Source organism: Rhizobium sp. CF122 (assembly GCF_000282035.1).
Classification (GTDB): Bacteria; Pseudomonadota; Alphaproteobacteria; order Rhizobiales; family Rhizobiaceae; genus Rhizobium.
Genome location: NZ_AKKA01000068.1, coordinates 1 through 15,148, shown reverse-complemented (window position 1 = coordinate 15,148; position 15,148 = coordinate 1). Strand labels below are relative to the sequence as shown.

13 protein-coding genes and 1 pseudogene are annotated in these 15,148 nt (G+C 60.3%); 2 read left to right on the top strand and 12 right to left on the bottom strand.

Annotation, left to right across the window (positions count from 1 at the left end; genetic code table 11):
- Window positions 1-25 precede the first annotated feature (25 nt).
- Genes PMI09_RS11670 through cysG form a run of 4 tightly spaced genes read right to left on the bottom strand, consistent with a single transcriptional unit; the run spans window position 26 to window position 3,981 of the window.
- Window positions 26-538, bottom strand: a complete 513-nt coding sequence (locus PMI09_RS11670) for a DUF934 domain-containing protein (protein ID WP_007793346.1) — start codon at window positions 536-538, stop codon at window positions 26-28.
- 10 nt (window positions 539-548) lie between these two features.
- Complete coding sequence (locus PMI09_RS11665) at window positions 549-2,219, bottom strand: nitrite/sulfite reductase (protein ID WP_007793343.1); 1,671 nt, start codon at window positions 2,217-2,219, stop codon at window positions 549-551.
- A gap of 8 nt (window positions 2,220-2,227) precedes the next feature.
- Entirely contained in the window at window positions 2,228-2,542 is a 315-nt protein-coding gene (locus PMI09_RS11660) for a DUF2849 domain-containing protein (protein ID WP_007793337.1), read from the bottom strand.
- Between the two features lie 2 nt (window positions 2,543-2,544).
- Window positions 2,545-3,981 carry a siroheme synthase CysG gene (gene cysG, locus PMI09_RS11655; RefSeq protein ID WP_007793336.1) on the bottom strand — a complete coding sequence of 479 codons (1,437 nt, stop codon included), beginning with the start codon at window positions 3,979-3,981 and terminating at the stop codon, window positions 2,545-2,547.
- 261 nt (window positions 3,982-4,242) lie between these two features.
- Between cysG and PMI09_RS11650 the strand changes: the two genes are divergently transcribed.
- Window positions 4,243-4,830: a deaminase gene (locus PMI09_RS11650; protein ID WP_007793335.1), complete on the top strand. Its 588-nt coding sequence runs from the start codon at window positions 4,243-4,245 to the stop codon at window positions 4,828-4,830.
- A gap of 6 nt (window positions 4,831-4,836) precedes the next feature.
- On the top strand, window positions 4,837-5,670 hold the full coding sequence (gene mazG, locus PMI09_RS11645; protein ID WP_007793334.1) for a nucleoside triphosphate pyrophosphohydrolase: 834 nt from the start codon (window positions 4,837-4,839) through the stop codon (window positions 5,668-5,670).
- 76 nt (window positions 5,671-5,746) lie between these two features.
- Here the strand turns inward: mazG and hflX are convergent, their stop codons facing one another.
- From hflX to PMI09_RS11605, 8 genes and pseudogenes are all read right to left on the bottom strand, one after another.
- Entirely contained in the window at window positions 5,747-7,081 is a 1,335-nt protein-coding gene (hflX, locus tag PMI09_RS11640; RefSeq protein WP_007793333.1) for a GTPase HflX, read from the bottom strand.
- A 77-nt stretch (window positions 7,082-7,158) separates the two neighbouring features.
- Window positions 7,159-7,401: an RNA chaperone Hfq gene (hfq, locus tag PMI09_RS11635; RefSeq protein WP_003539403.1), complete on the bottom strand. Its 243-nt coding sequence runs from the start codon at window positions 7,399-7,401 to the stop codon at window positions 7,159-7,161.
- Between the two features lie 110 nt (window positions 7,402-7,511).
- Complete coding sequence (locus PMI09_RS11630) at window positions 7,512-8,375, bottom strand: D-amino-acid transaminase (protein WP_007793329.1); 864 nt, start codon at window positions 8,373-8,375, stop codon at window positions 7,512-7,514.
- A 63-nt stretch (window positions 8,376-8,438) separates the two neighbouring features.
- Window positions 8,439-9,803, bottom strand: coding sequence for a nitrogen assimilation response regulator NtrX (gene ntrX, locus PMI09_RS11625; RefSeq protein ID WP_007793327.1), 1,365 nt, complete (start codon window positions 9,801-9,803; stop codon window positions 8,439-8,441).
- Window positions 9,793-12,063 (bottom strand): sensor histidine kinase NtrY-like, encoded by a 2,271-nt coding sequence (locus tag PMI09_RS11620; RefSeq protein WP_007793325.1) that lies wholly within the window; start codon window positions 12,061-12,063, stop codon window positions 9,793-9,795. The genes ntrX and PMI09_RS11620 overlap by 11 nt, the downstream gene beginning before the upstream one ends.
- Window positions 12,064-12,254: 191 nt before the next feature.
- Window positions 12,255-13,706, bottom strand: coding sequence for a nitrogen regulation protein NR(I) (gene ntrC, locus PMI09_RS11615; RefSeq protein WP_007793323.1), 1,452 nt, complete (start codon window positions 13,704-13,706; stop codon window positions 12,255-12,257).
- Window positions 13,703-14,857, bottom strand: a complete 1,155-nt coding sequence (locus PMI09_RS11610) for a two-component system sensor histidine kinase NtrB (protein ID WP_007793321.1) — start codon at window positions 14,855-14,857, stop codon at window positions 13,703-13,705. Before PMI09_RS11610 ends, ntrC begins: the two co-directional genes overlap by 4 nt.
- Window positions 14,854-15,132, bottom strand: a pseudogene (locus PMI09_RS11605) (tRNA-dihydrouridine synthase); the annotation flags it as partial. The pseudogene PMI09_RS11605 and the gene PMI09_RS11610, both read right to left, overlap by 4 nt.
- Window positions 15,133-15,148: the final 16 nt, after the last annotated feature.

Sequence of the window (15,148 nt, the reverse complement as noted above, 5' to 3'; positions counted from 1 at the left end):
CAATTCTTTGACGGCGATCCGGTGCTTATGCAGCCGGCTTCGCCTGACGGCGCCAACTATAGCCCTTGCCGGCGTCCGCGTCACGCACAGCCGGTTGATAATGATGCGGAATTCCCGGCAGGCGGTGCTCCGTGAGACGCTTTATCGCAGTCTCGTTGGTGACTGCAAAGCTGTCGATACCGACACGCTGCATCAACGGAATCTGATCGATCAACACGTCGCCGACGGCGCGCAGTTCGTTGGTGTATCCGAGGCGGTCGCGCAGCAGGGAAGCGTGACTGAACGCACGGCCGTCATTGAACGCCGGAAAGGCGACAGCGACGATCTCAAGCCGATAAAGGTAGGGCTCGAGCTTGCGAACATCGTCCGCCGGCTTGATCAACACGCCAAACCCGACTTCATTGCTCTCGTCTGCTTTGGCAATCAGCTCATCCAGGCCAAGTAGGGGCTTTTCCCCCTCAGCTGCCTTCACCTCTTCCGTCTCGATCACCCAGGGATCGTTCTCGACGAAGCCGGTTTCTCTCCAGATCTTGGTCATCCTCGTCTCCTTACGCCGCTTCCGCCGCCGAACCATACAGCGCATCCTTGAACGGCTGCGGACCAACGCGACGATAGGTGTCGAGGAAGATTTCGGAGGGCTCCTTGCGGATTGCCAGATAGGTGTTGACGATCGTTTCGATCGCGTCAGTCACCTTGTCGGGCTCGAAGCCACGGCCGATGATCTCGCCGATCGAGGTGTGCTCGTCGCCCGAACCGCCGAGCGTGATCTGATAGAGCTCGGCGCCCTTCTTTTCCACGCCCAGCAGGCCGATATGGCCGACATGGTGATGGCCGCAGGCGTTGATGCAGCCTGAGATCTTGATCTTCAGCTCACCGATTTCAGCCTGACGAACCGGATCGCCGAAGCGCCTTGAGATTTCCTGCGCAACGGGAATGGAGCGCGCGTTTGCGAGCGCGCAGTAGTCCAGCCCGGGACAGGCAATGATATCGGTGATGAGACCGGCATTGGCTTCGGCAAGACCGATGGCAACCAGACCGCGATAAACGGCTTCGAGATCGGCTAGCGCCACATGCGGCAGGATCAGGTTCTGCTCATGGCTGACGCGGATTTCGTCAAAGGCATACTCCTCGGCGATATCAGCAACAGCATCCATCTGGCTGTCCGAAGCATCGCCCGGAATACCACCGATCGGCTTCAGCGAGATCGTCACCATGCCGTAGTCGGGATGCTTGTGCGGCTGCACGTTCTGCTGCACCCAGCGGGAGAAAGCCGGATCGGCCTTCTTCCAACGAGCGAGGTTCTCCCATCCTTCCGCGCGATCGGGCAGAGCCGGCGGCGCGAAATAGGCGGCGATGGCTTCGACGTCCTTCTCCGGCAGCCTCAGTTCGGAGTCCTTGAGTTCAGCGAACTCGGCCTCGACCTGACGTGCCAGCTCTTCCGCACCCGTTTCATGCACGAGAATCTTGATACGAGCCTTGTACTTGTTGTCACGACGGCCATGCAGATTATACACGCGCATGACTGCGGTCGTGTAGGACAGCAGATCCTCTTCCGGCAGGAAGTCACGGATCAGCTTGGCAATCATCGGCGTGCGGCCCTGGCCGCCACCGACATAGACGGCAAAGCCGATCTCGCCCTTCTCATTCTTCTTCAGATGCAGGCCGATGTCGTGGACCTGGATCGCAGCGCGATCACGTTCGGCGCCGGTAACGGCAATCTTGAACTTGCGCGGCAGGAACGAGAATTCCGGATGCACGGACGACCACTGGCGCAGGATTTCAGCATAGGGACGCGGATCGGCGACTTCATCCGCGGCAGCGCCGGCGAAGTGATCGGCCGTGACATTGCGGATGCAGTTGCCCGAGGTCTGCATCGCATGCATCTCGACCGTCGCAAGCTCAGCCAGCACATCCGGCATGTCGGAGAGCTTCGGCCAGTTGAACTGCAGGTTCTGGCGCGTGGTGAAGTGGCCATAACCGCGATCATAAGTGCGCGCGACATGAGCGAGCATACGCATCTGGCGCGAGCTCAGCGTGCCATAAGGAACGGCAATACGCAGCATGTAGGCGTGAAGCTGCAGATAGACGCCGTTCATCAGGCGCAACGGCTTGAAAGCGTCTTCGGCGAGTTCGCCGGAAAGGCGGCGCTGCACCTGGTCGCGAAACTGCTCGACGCGCTCGGCGACAAAAGCATGGTCAAATTCGTCGTAACGATACATCTGCTTCCTCAGACTGCGATGAATGCGGGGTCGGCGGGCTTGTAGCCCGGCGCGTATTCCATGGTCGGCCCCTGGGCACGAATGCGCTCGCGAAGACGCAGCGGCCAGAGTACGCCGTTTGTCTCCTGAACCTCGACGACGGCAACGTCCACGACCTGGTTGTCGGCATAGGACTTCTTGCCAATCGCCTCCAGCGCCGCGACGGCTTCTGCATGGCGAGCAACGAGAGATTCCTGCAGCGAGGTAACCCATTCGCCATTGGCGTTCAGCCAAACCGCGACACCATCAGTCAATCGGTTGGCGGTCAGAACCTTGTCTACCATGCTCAGCTCCTTGCAAATTCCTCGGATCGGGCGCGTTCGCGCACAAGCGGCTCCGACAGTTCGAAATTGGCGCCTGCGACCGCATCGCCGATAATGACCATGACCGGGCCGGTCAACTCGTAACGGTGCTGCAGGTCGGGAAGATCCCGCAAAATCCCATGTAACAGGCGGCGATCGGAGCGGCTGGCGTTCTCAACTACGGCAACAGTCGTTTCCGCGGCAAGGCCTGCCTGCATCAGGCGTTCAGCTACGGACGCGGCAACGGTGCGGCCCATATAGACGGCGATCGTCGCGCCGGATACAGCAAGGCTTGCCCAATCCGGCAGAACATCGCCCGTCAGATCGTGGCCGGTCGTGAAGACCAGCGAGGAGGCCACGCCACGCAGCGTCAGCGGCAGCTCGAAATCGGCGGCAGCGGCGAAAGCCGAGGTGATGCCCGGAACCACTTCATAGGAAATGCCCGCAGCGCGCATTGCCGCCATCTCCTCGCCTGCTCGACCGTACACAAGCGGATCGCCGGACTTCAGGCGAACCACGCGCTTGCCTTCGCGACCGAGGTACACGAGCAGATCGTTGATCTCCTCCTGCGACTTCGAATGGCATCCCTTGCGCTTGCCGACCGACAGACGCTCGGCGTCACGGCGACCCATGTCGACAATCTCCTGCGGCACGAGGGCATCATAGACAATGACATCGGCTTCCATCATCACGCGCTGGGCGCGCAGAGTAAGGAGATCCGCGGCACCCGGACCGGCACCGACGAGCCAGACATGGCCCTCGACCTGCTCAGCAAACTGTAGCAGGCCATTGGCAGCACGACGCGCCTGCGGTAGGTTCTCGTTGGCGACAGCATCGGCAACCGCGCCGGAGAAGAAGCGGCGCCAGAAAAGACGGCGTGCAGCGCCCTTGGGGACGACATGCTCAACCGTCTTGCGGTAGCTGATCGCGAGATCCGCCAACCGGCCGAGCGACGGTGCGAGAAGCTGGTCGACCTGAGCGCGGATCATCTGGGCCAACACCGGCCCGGCGCCTTCGGTGCCGATCGCGACGGCTACCGGCGCACGGTTGACAAGAGCCGGCGTGAAGAAATCGCAGTACTCCGGCTGATCGACGGCATTGGCGGGCACCTTTTCGGCACGGGCTGCCTCGACGATGGCGCGATCCTGTGCCGCGTCTCCGGTCGCCGCAAAGACGAGCATTGCACCACGGACCTGCTCGGCCGCAAGGCCGGCGCGCACCGTCTCGATCCGATTGGCGATCAGGTAGGCGTGGTAATCGGCCTCAGGGCGGTTGGTATAGGCGACAACCCGCGCCTGCGTGTTCGAGAGCAGACGAACCTTCGCAAAGGCCTCGTCGCCATTGCCGAAGACAGCCGCAATCTTGCCTTCAACGCGAAAGAAAGCAGGAAATACCGACAGTTGTTCAGTCTTGGGAGGCATCATCAATCCATTTCGAAGTTGCCGGAATATGCACCGTCGAGCCAAGGAATTGAAGAAACAGAAATTCGAAAGCCTCTGCGGGCGCGTATTCTTTTACTCGGTGTTCCGGTGATTTGAGTAAAAGTCACCGGTGCGGCGCAGCGGACACAGCCTGATCCGCCGCACCGCAACAGAAGGCTGTGACAAATCCGGTCGCGCTGCCTGATCGGCATTTGCGTTGACTGCCGCTGGCGGTAAAGTGCGGCCTCCAAGGAGAAAGCCATGCCCGACAAGACCCTCGCCGCCCGCCTGCTCAACGTCATGGAACAAGACATCTTGCCGATGACCGAGCGCGGCGTCGCGGCCGGCAACAAGGTGTTCGGCGCCGCGATCCTGTGCAAATCCGATCTTTCGCTCGTCATTGCGGAAACCAACAACGAGCTTGAAAACCCGCTGTGGCATGGCGAGGTGCACACGCTGAAGCGCTTCTACGAGCTTAGCGGGAAGCCCGCCACGAAGGATCTGATCTTTCTGTCGACCCACGAACCCTGCACCATGTGCATGTCGGCGATCACCTGGGCCGGGTTCGACAATTTCTATTATTTTTTCAGCCACGAAGATTCGCGCGACGCCTTCGCCATTCCCCACGACTTGAGGATCCTGAAAGAAGTCTTCGGTCTGGAGCCGGGCGGCTACCGGCGCAGCAACGCGTTCTGGAACAGCTTTGCTATCGCCGATCTCGTCGAGACAGAGGACGAGCATTTGAAGGCTGAGTTGAAGGCGCAGACGGCGCGCATCAAGGCGCGTTACGACACGCTCTCGGACAGCTATCAGGCATCCAAGAGCGACAACGACATTCCACTGAACTGAGTGACCATGGAAGCCTCTAAAGACATTTCGCGCCTGATCGAGATCATGGCCGCGCTGCGCAATCCGCAAACCGGCTGCCCCTGGGACATCGTCCAGACCTTCGAAACGATCAAGCCCTACACGATCGAGGAGGCCTACGAGGTTTCCGACGCGATCGAGCGCCACGACATGGACGACCTCTGCGATGAGTTGGGCGACCTGCTGCTGCAGGTCGTGTTCCACGCACGAATGGCGGAGGAAGCCGGTGAATTCTCCTTTGGCGATGTCGTCGAGGCGATTACCCGCAAGATGATCCGCCGCCATCCGCACGTTTTTGCGCGTTCAGACGCCGATACGCCCGACGCGGTGAAGAAGCAGTGGGACGACATCAAGCACGCCGAAACGCGTGAGCGCGCCGAACGGCGAGCCAAGCGCGGTGTCAGCGAGGATTTCAAGGCCGGTTTCCTGGGATCGGTTCAGCGGAGCTTCCCCGCCCTGACGGAAGCATTGAAGCTGCAGGAGCGTGCTGCAAAGGTGGGCTTCGACTGGTCAGCACCCGAGCCGATCCTCGACAAGATCGAGGAAGAGATCGGTGAACTGCGCGTTGCGTTGGCCGAAGGCGATCACGCGAAGGTCAGCGATGAGCTCGGCGACCTTATCTTCGCCGTCGTCAACATCGGCAGGCATGTGAAGGCCGATCCAGAAGATTCTCTGCGCGGAACGAATACGAAGTTTCGTAGACGCTTCAATCATATCGAAGCTGTTCTTGATGCGGAAGGCGAAACGCTGGAAGCGGCGAGCCTGGAGCGGATGGAGGAAATCTGGCAGGCGGCAAAGGCAATCGAGCGGCAACTGGGTTGAGCCGATAGCTGAACCTCACCTTGCTGGAAGCGCAATTGCGCGCGTCAGACAAAACGCCCGTTGCAGAAGAGCGCCCTTAGCGCTCCCAGTCCTCTTTGCCTGATTTCGGTCCGTTGCCGAGACGGCGCTCCAGTTCAACCGCTTCGGTTTCAGAGAGGCGCACGTCGAGCGTGATCGAGCCGTCTTCGTTGTCTTCGCGGTTGTCGACAATCGCGTGGTCATAGAGCCAAGGCAGCAGCGCCAACTTGTCGACAGGCAGGCGCACGGTCGCTTCGGTCAGCACGCCAGAAAGCCTGCGGCTGATCTCTCCCATCAGCGTATCGATACCCTCGCCGCTGATTGCAGATAGCGCGACCACGTTCTCGGCACCGCTTGCCTTCTGCACGATGGCATCGTGTGCTTCCCGCTCAAGGCGATCGATCTTGTTCCAGACCTCGATGATCCGCTTGTCGCCCTCTTCCTCGTCAATGCCGAGGTCCTTCAAGATACGGAGCACATCTACGCTCTGCGCCTGGTTGTCGACGTCGGACATATCGCGGACATGGAGGATCAGGTCGGCCTCCAAAACTTCTTCCAACGTGGCGCGAAAAGCCGCCACGAGATGGGTCGGAAGGTCCGAAATGAACCCAACGGTATCGGAAAGGATCACGGTGCGGCCATGCGGTAGCTTCATCCGGCGAAGCGTCGGATCGAGCGTCGCAAAGAGCATGTCTTCCGCGAGCACGCCGGCGCCGGTGATACGGTTGAACAGCGTCGACTTGCCGGCATTGGTATAGCCGACCAGCGCCACGATCGGGTGCGGTACTTTCTTGCGCTTGGCGCGATGGAGTTGGCGGGTTCGCACGACCTGCTCCAGCTCGCGCTCGAGCTTGATGATGCGGTCCTGCAGCATGCGACGGTCGGCTTCGATCTGGGTCTCACCAGGACCGCCCATGAAACCGCCGCCACCGCGCTGACGCTCCAAGTGCGTCCAGCTGCGGACCAGACGGCCCTTCTGGTAATTGAGATGCGCGAGATCGACCTGCAGCGTACCTTCCTTGGTGGAAGCGCGGCGGCCAAAGATCTCGAGTATGAGGCCCGTGCGGTCAATGACCTTGGCGTTCCATTCCTTCTCGAGATTGCGCTGTTGCACCGGCGTCAGCGGATGGTCGACGATGACGAGACCGGAGTCGTTCGCATCCAGCGTCGCCTTGATCTCGTCGATTTTGCCGGTGCCCATCAGCGTCGCGGGCCGCGGAGCGTTGACGGTAACGACGGTGCCGTTCACCACGTCGAGGTCGATTGCCTGCGCGAGACCGGTTGCCTCTTCCAGACGACTCTCGGGCGTGCGGGTAACCAGCGGCGCAGCATCACCCGCTCCGCGTGCGGCACGTGCCTGCTTGAGCACAGGCACGACGACGGTCGCACGCATATCATCCCGGTGCTTTGCTGCTTCCGGGATGATCGAATCGTTCTTGGTATCGCGTGTCGAAATAGTTGCAGGTCCTGTTAGGAAGCGGCTTCTTCGCTTTCGAACATCTGCATCGGCTGGCCGGGCATGATGGTCGAGATTGCGTGTTTATACACGAGTTGCGAATGGCCGTCACGGCGAAGCAAAACACAGAAGTTGTCGAAGGACGTCACTACGCCCGTCAGCTTAACGCCGTTAATCAGAAAAATTGTCAGTGAAATCTTTTGCTTGCGAACAGTATTGAGAAATAAGTCCTGCAGATTCTGAGAACGTTCCGCCATCGCGCCGCTTCTTTCTTTATTGCCGGCTTTGTTTTGCCGGTGGAATACTAATGAACCTCGCCTGCAGGCAGCTGACAACCCTCATCCCCTCTGCCCAGAAAGCCTTGGTATCAAATCGCAATCTTTTCCGCAACGTCGAAAAAGGCTTCCCGAATTTTCTGGGAGACGCTGCCCGGATGGCCGTTAGCGATCGTCTGACCATCGATCGACACAACCGGAAAGCAGATACTCGTGGCGGCCGTGATAAAGACTTCGCGTGCAGCAAGCATCTCTGCGACCGAGAACTTTCGCTCTTCGATCTTCAGCCCCAGCTTGGCTCCGACATCGATCAGCGTCGTGCGGGTAATGCCGCGGAGAATGCCATGTTCGGCCGGGCGCGTGATAAGCGTGCCGTTGCGATCAACGATCCAGACATTGGTGGCGGCCCCCTCCTTCACCATGCCTTCGGCGTCCACGTAGATCGCTTCCTGGGCGCCAGCTTCTTTTGCCTGCTGGCGCGCCATAGCGTTTGGCAGGAGACCAACGGACTTGATATCGACGCGATCCCAGCGATTATCGGGAACGGTGATCGCCTTGATGCCTGTCGCGTTCTTCTTGGCGATGATCGAAGGATCGGTGCTCTTGGCGGTGACGACCAGGGAGGGCGGCGTTCCCTCTGCCGGAAATACATGATCGCGACGGGCAACGCCGCGCGTGATCTGCAGGTAGAAGAGACCGTTGCGGACTCGATTGCGTCGCAGCGTTTCGCGAATGACGCGGGCCAGCGCATTGCGGCTCATCGGCCAGGCGATGCGCAACTCGCCAAGCGAGCGGTCCAGCCTGTTCAGGTGACGCGTAAGATCGACGATATAGCCATGGCGGACTTCACAAACCTCGTAGACGCCATCCGCGAACTGATAGCCTCGATCCTCGATGTGGACCATCGCGTTCGAGTGCGTGATATAGCGGCCGTTCACATAGGCTATTCTGGGCATGGAGAACCTGTGCGTGGGGAATAAGCGGGAGATGATGGACGGCGCACCGCACCGCCCCTTGTATCAGACGCCGAGCGACTTCAGCTTGCGGTGCAGCGCTGAACGCTCCATGCCGACGAACTCCGCCGTGCGCGAGATATTGCCGCCAAAGCGATTGATCTGCGCAATCAGATAGTCCTTCTCGAACATTTCGCGCGCCTCCCGGAGCGGCAGCGTCATGATGTGGTAATCGTTCTTCGCGGAAACCTTCGGCAGCATGTCGCCGAGATCAGTCGGCAGCATTTCGGCCGTGATCGGCGCGTCCGGGCCATCGGAGCGAGCAAGGATCATTAGCCGTTCGATATTGTTGCGCAACTGGCGGATGTTGCCCGGCCAATCATGCGCCTGGAGCACTGCCATCGCATCGTCGCCGATGCGGCGTGGGCGGATGCCGGCCTGCTCGGAGATCTGCCGCATCAGTTGATCGACCAGAAACGGGATGTCTTCGCGGCGTTCCGCAAGCGCCGGCACGCGCACCGGTACCACGGCTAGACGATGGTAGAGATCTTCGCGGAACCAACCCTCGGCGATGCGGTTCTCGAGATTGTAGGCCGTCGACGAGATAATGCGGACATCGACCTTCACCCGCTTGGAGCCGCCAACGCGCTCGAACTGCTGATCGACAAGAACACGCAGGATCTTGTTCTGCGTCTCGCGCGGCATTTCCCCGACTTCGTCGAGATAGAGGATACCTCGGTGCGCCTCTTCCAGCGCGCCAATCTTGCGCGCCTGGCCGGGCGAACCTTCTGTGCCGAATAGCGCGATCTCCATACGGTCCGGCGTGATATTGGCGGCATTCAGCGCCACGAAGGGGCCGTTCGCCCGCGCCGACTTTTTGTGGATCATCCGGGCGACGAGCTCCTTGCCGGAACCCGACGAGCCGAAGATCATGATACGGCTGTTGGTGGGCGAAACCTTTTCAATCGTCTGGCGCAGTTGCGAGACCGCGACCGACGTGCCGATGAGTTCGACCGGATCGCCAGCCTTGCGCTTGAGTTCCGATACTTCGCGCTTCAGCTTCGAATTCTCGAGCGCGCGTTCGGCGATGAGGATCAGCCGGTCGGCCTTGAACGGCTTCTCGATGAAATCGAATGCACCGCGCTTGATGGCGGACACAGCCGTCTCGATGTTGCCGTGACCGGAAATCATGACAACGGGGATATCCGGGTGGCGCGTCTTGACCTCGTCGAGCAGCGATAGGCCGTCGAGCTTGCTCCCCTGCATCCAGATGTCGAGGAAGATCAACCGCGGCGCACGATCGGAGATCGCAGCCAAAGCGCTGTCGCTGTCGTGTGCCGTGCGGGTCTCATGTCCCTCATCAGACAGGATACCGGAGACGATCTCGCGGATGTCGTGCTCGTCATCGACGACCAGAATATCAGAGGCCATAAACACTTTCCTTGTCACTTGCGGCCGGGGCAGAAGGTACGGTTTCCAGACGTGGCAGGTGCACGCGGATCATGGCCCCTCTTCCCTGGTCGAAATCAGCGGGCGCGTCATGCAATTCGAGCTGCCCGCCATGTTCCTCAATAATTTTCTTGACGATCGCCAGACCAAGTCCAGTGCCCTTCTCGCGCATCGTCGTATACGGTTCGAGAATGCTATGGCGGTTCTCGACCGGCAGGCCGCGACCGTTGTCGATCACATCGACAGTAAAGCGGTCGCGTACCGGATCGAGCGAAGCACGAACCAGGATCTTGCGTTGGTCGCGCTCACCGCTCGGCACGGCTTCGATCGCTTCCACCGCGTTCTTGATCAGATTGCCGAATGCCTGACCGAGCATGCGACTATCAAATTGTCCTTCCAGCGGCTGATCGCCCAGTTCCTGCTGGAAGCTAACGTGGCTGTTGCCCATCTCGCGCAGGAACACCGCGTCGTGCAGGATCTTCCGGAGATCGCTCGGCTCCTTGATCGGCTTTGGCATCCGAGCGAATGACGAGAACTCGTCGACCATGCGGCCGATATCGCCCACCTGTCGGATGATGGTCTCCGTGCACTGGTCGAAGACACCCCGGTCGTTCTGGTCGATCTGTTTCCCATAGCGGCGCTGGATGCGCTCCGCCGACAGCTGGATCGGCGTCAGCGGATTCTTGATTTCGTGAGCGATACGACGAGCGACGTCGCCCCATGCCGTCGAGCGCTGTGCAATCACGAGATCGGTGATGTCGTCGAGCGTGATGACATAGGATTCGCTCATGTCGCGAACCTCCTCACGCGTCACCTGGACGCTGAGGGTCCGTACGGTCCCTGCCCGCACAAGCGCAATCTGCTTGCGGAAATCGCCGCGATAGCGGGAGGCAGCTTCGGTCAAAACCTGATCCACCTCGGGCGCAATCGCGGAGAGTTGTTTGCCGACCATGTCCGACGCTGGCAATGCCATCAGCACTTCCGCCGAACTGTTGACGATGGTGATCCTGCGGTCGTGCTCGACACCGATGACCGCGGCAGTCACGCCGGAAAGAACGGCTTCGATGAAACGACGACGGTCGTCCACCTCGTCCTTTGCTTCCAGGATCTCGTCACGTTGCGTGCGGATTTCCGAGATCATCTTGTTGAAGGTGCGCGACAGGTTTGCAACGTCGCCGTCAACCGCATGGACGGGCACGACAATATCCATATTGCCCGAAGCCACACTATCCGCCGCCGTAATCAGCAGGCGGATTGGGCGCACGATACGGTCGGCAACGGCGATCGCCGTCCAGATGGCAGCCAGCAGAACGATCAGGGCGAAGCCGATGTAAAGAACCGCGAAGGCAATCTGCAACGAGAAGCGCCCAGCCTCCATGGATTTGTATTCGGTCGCATTCTCCTCCATGAGGCGCATCGCGCCCATGACCTTGGGATCCACCGCGCGGACCGTGTAGAGGAACGCTCCGTCGATCGCATCGAGCTTGATGATGGCACCGACCAAATTCGTTACACCCGGCGGGATCAAGGTGGGCTGCCCGGCAGCGGCCTTGTCCAAGGCGTCCTGAGGAATTGCCGGCAACGGCTTCTCGGTCTTGATATCAGCCTGGGTAATCACCGAGCCGTCAGGCTGGACGAGAAAGGCGCCCAGCAGCCCGCGGCCCCGCGCCTGTCGTGTCATCAAATCGGAAAAACCCGTGCGATCGAGATTGAACAGCGCTCTGTTGCGTTCGAGGTCATTCGCCATCGATACGGTCTGGCCCTGCAGATAGCTCGCATTCTCCATCATGTAGGCCTGCCCGATGTTGCGGGAGGAACTGATGATCGACTGCGTACGAAGGGCAAACCATCGGTCGAGGCCGGCGTTCAGCGTGATACTGGCGAAAATGGCGACTAGGATCGCCGGCGTGATAGCGACGATCGAGAAAAGCACAACGATACGGATATGAAGCCGCGCCGCCGCGCGCCCGCGTTTGCGTGCCTTTAACAGGCGAGAGACCTCACGTGCGATGAGGGCCATCAAACCGAGCACGAAGAACGAGTTCACGACAACCGAGGTGACGACGACGTGGTAGGTCGGTGCGATCGGGGTCAGCCCAAGCAGCACAAAAAGCGTCAGTGTGGCGCAGAGAAGCGCACCGCCAGCAAGGATCAGCCCCGGCAGCGCAAACAGGGCGCGGCGATCGGTCACGGCCGTGACAGCTTCGCCTTCCGCCGCAGGCGGCATCGCATCCTGTTCCATTCGCTTAATTCTCCTGGCGGCAGACCATCGCCTCCGCCGCTCCCCGCCGACAGGGGCGGAAACCGCCAGCCCGCCTGCACGATGCGACAACAAGTGCCACTACGCTCTTAGACAGCTGCGAAAACCCGGACCCCATGCGTGACTTCTAAGCAACGCATTGTGGCGAAAATGCAACGTCGCCAGTCACATTGTCAAGCAGTGCGGGAGCTTCTGTACACCGATACGCCAAGCTCTCTGATCTTCTTACGCAGCGTATTGCGGTTCAGACCCAAAAGATCAGCTGCTTTTATCTGATTACCACGCGTGGCCGTAAGGGCGGCAAGAATCAGCGGATACTCCATTTCCGTCAGCACACGATCGTACAGCCCCGGCGGCGGCAGGCCCTCGCCGAAACCAGCGAAGTATGCGCGCATGTTTTCCTCGACAGCCTGGGCAATCGTCATGTTGCCCGTGCGGATCGGCCCTTTATCGATCGGGCTGTCCGGAACATCCGACCGAAGCTCGGCTTCGATGATTTCGCGGGTGATCACATCCTGTGGATAAAGTGCCATCAGCCGGCGAATGAGGTTCTCTAGCTCGCGCACGTTCCCCGGCCACGCGTAGGCCTTCATCAGATCGAGTGCTTCCTGATCGAAGCGCTTGGAGCCGAGCCCTTCCTTTTCCGCCTGCTGGACGAAGTGGCGCACCAGATCAGGAATATCCTCGGCGCGATCGCGCAGAGGAGGCAGCCGCAGCGGAACGACATTCAGACGATAGTAAAGGTCCTCGCGGAAGAGACCCTGGTTGATTGCCTGCTTCAAATCCTTGTTGGTCGCGGCGACGATGCGAACATCGGTGCGGATCGGCGTGCGACCGCCGACTGTGGTGTATTCGCCCTGCTGCAGTACGCGCAGAAGGCGCGTCTGAGCGTCCATCGGCATGTCGCCGATTTCATCAAGAAACAGCGTGCCGCCTTCGGCCTGCTCGAAACGTCCAGTGGAGCGAGTCTGGGCGCCCGTGAACGCGCCCTTCTCGTGGCCAAAAAGCTCGGATTCGATCAGGTCACGCGGTATTGCCGCCATGTTAATGGCAACGAACGGCCCGTTGCGGCGCTTGCCGTAGTCATGCAGCGCTCGCGCCACGAGTTCCTTGCCTGTTCCCGACTCGCCGGTGATCATGAGCGTCAGATCGGTCTGCATCAGGCGCGCAAGGACGCGATAGATTTCCTGCATCGCTGCTGAACGGCCCACAAGCGGCATTCCGTCCTGCATGTCCTCGTCGAGCTTGGCGGGCCTGCGCTTCGGCTCGGCGAGCGCACGACCGATGATGCCGATTAGTTCCGTCAGGTCGAACGGCTTCGGCAGATAATCGTAGGCGCCCTTCTCGGAAGCCTTGATCGCCGTCATGAACGTGTTCTGGGCGCTCATGACAAGCACGGGCAGATCCGGGCGCGCTTTCTTAATGCGCGGTAGCAGGTCAAACGCGTTTTCATCCGGCATCACGACATCGGTTACGACAAGATCGCCCTCGCCTGCCGACACCCAACGCCAGAGCGTGGCCGCGTTGGAGGTAATTCGCACGTCATAGCCGGCGCGGCTCAGAGCCTGATTAAGCACGGTACGAATTGCCGCATCATCATCCGCGACGAGGATCGTTGCTGTCATCGAGTAGGTCCTGTGGGAGTTATGGTCGTTGCGTCTTCCATGGATGCGTCCTTGGAGGCCGGCATCAAGACGCGGAATGTCGTGCGGTTGTTCTGGCTGTCGCATTCAATAATGCCGCCGTGGTCACCGATGATCTTGGCGACGAGCGCGAGCCCGAGGCCGCTACCGTTCGTCTTCGTCGTGATGAACGGATCAAACAGGTGCGGTAGCAGGTCGACCGGCACACCTGGGCCGTTGTCCTGAACACAAAACTCCAGCGGCAGCGAAATCTTTTCGCGCGTACCGGCGACCGACAAACGAATGCCCGAGCGATAAGCCGTCGTCAAAACGATCTCGCCATCCGGGCGATCGCCTACCGCTTCGGCGGCATTCTTCACGAGATTGAGGAACACCTGAACAAGCTGATCGCGGTTTGCGTAGACCGACGGCAATGACGGGTCGTAGTTCTCGGTGATGCGGAGGTGCCGCGCAAAGCCCGCCTTTGCCACAGCCTTCACGTGGTCGAGAACGGAGTGGATGTTGACGGGCATCCGATCAACCGGCCGCTCGTCCGAGAAGACCTCCATGCGATCCACGAGCGAGACTATGCGGTCGGTTTCATCGCAAATCAGCCGTGTCAAAGCGCGGTCGTCGTCGACGACCGATTGCTCCAGCAGCTGTGCTGCACCGCGAATCCCGGAAAGCGGATTCTTGATCTCATGCGCCAGCATGGAAGCAAGTCCAGTGACCGAGCGGGCGGCCGCACGATGCGTCAACTGGCGATCAATCTTGTCCGCCATCGACCGCTCCTGGAAGACGATCACGACCGAACCCGGATCGCTGACCACAGGCGCAACGTATAAGTCGACGAGCTTGTCCTGTCCGAGGCGAGGCGAGCTCAAGTCGACTCGATACTCGTTGATCGGCGCCCGCCTTTCGCGAACCTGATCGATCAAGGCCAGTAGCGGACTGCCGAACGGGATAAAGGTCGAGATCTTGTACCGAGCAAGGTGGGCGGCGCTGGCACCAAAGAAGGCCTCCGCCTCCCAATTGGCGAAAGCGACGAGCCCGGCCTCGTTGACCATAACAACGGGATTCTGGATCGCGTTGAGCACAGCGATCGCAACTGCGCTACCGCCGTTGTCGATCGACGATGGCACATCATTCGTCATGCAGCCTCCCGGGTCTGCGTGTCCGATGCCGCAGCCATCAATGCACCATAAAACCTTGCAGCAACGTCGTCGGGCTCCCGCGCGGTCATGATCGCAGCCTTCTCCTGCGGCGCGATATCAGGCGCAAAGCGATCGAGATACCAACCAAGGTGCTTCCTTGCATGGCGAACCGCGACTGCCTCGCCGTAAAATTCGAGCATCATTCTATAGTGCTCGGTGGCAATGTCGGGGATCTCCCACATTTCCGGCGCCGTCCGGCCAGCCAATACACCGGCTTTTCACGACCTGCCC

Coding starts and splice junctions, on each gene's coding strand:
- PMI09_RS11620 (WP_007793325.1), bottom strand. CDS start 12,063: ATGGAACAGGATGCGATGCCGCCTGCGGCGGAAGGCGAAGCTGTCACG.
- PMI09_RS11650 (WP_007793335.1), top strand. CDS start 4,243: ATGCCCGACAAGACCCTCGCCGCCCGCCTGCTCAACGTCATGGAACAA.
- cysG (WP_007793336.1), bottom strand. CDS start 3,981: ATGCCTCCCAAGACTGAACAACTGTCGGTATTTCCTGCTTTCTTTCGC.
- PMI09_RS11630 (WP_007793329.1), bottom strand. CDS start 8,375: ATGCCCAGAATAGCCTATGTGAACGGCCGCTATATCACGCACTCGAAC.
- PMI09_RS11660 (WP_007793337.1), bottom strand. CDS start 2,542: ATGGTAGACAAGGTTCTGACCGCCAACCGATTGACTGATGGTGTCGCG.
- hflX (WP_007793333.1), bottom strand. CDS start 7,081: ATGCGTGCGACCGTCGTCGTGCCTGTGCTCAAGCAGGCACGTGCCGCA.
- PMI09_RS11665 (WP_007793343.1), bottom strand. CDS start 2,219: ATGTATCGTTACGACGAATTTGACCATGCTTTTGTCGCCGAGCGCGTC.
- hfq (WP_003539403.1), bottom strand. CDS start 7,401: ATGGCGGAACGTTCTCAGAATCTGCAGGACTTATTTCTCAATACTGTT.
- PMI09_RS11610 (WP_007793321.1), bottom strand. CDS start 14,857: ATGACGAATGATGTGCCATCGTCGATCGACAACGGCGGTAGCGCAGTT.
- ntrX (WP_007793327.1), bottom strand. CDS start 9,803: ATGGCCTCTGATATTCTGGTCGTCGATGACGAGCACGACATCCGCGAG.
- ntrC (WP_007793323.1), bottom strand. CDS start 13,706: ATGACAGCAACGATCCTCGTCGCGGATGATGATGCGGCAATTCGTACC.
- mazG (WP_007793334.1), top strand. CDS start 4,837: ATGGAAGCCTCTAAAGACATTTCGCGCCTGATCGAGATCATGGCCGCG.
- PMI09_RS11670 (WP_007793346.1), bottom strand. CDS start 538: ATGACCAAGATCTGGAGAGAAACCGGCTTCGTCGAGAACGATCCCTGG.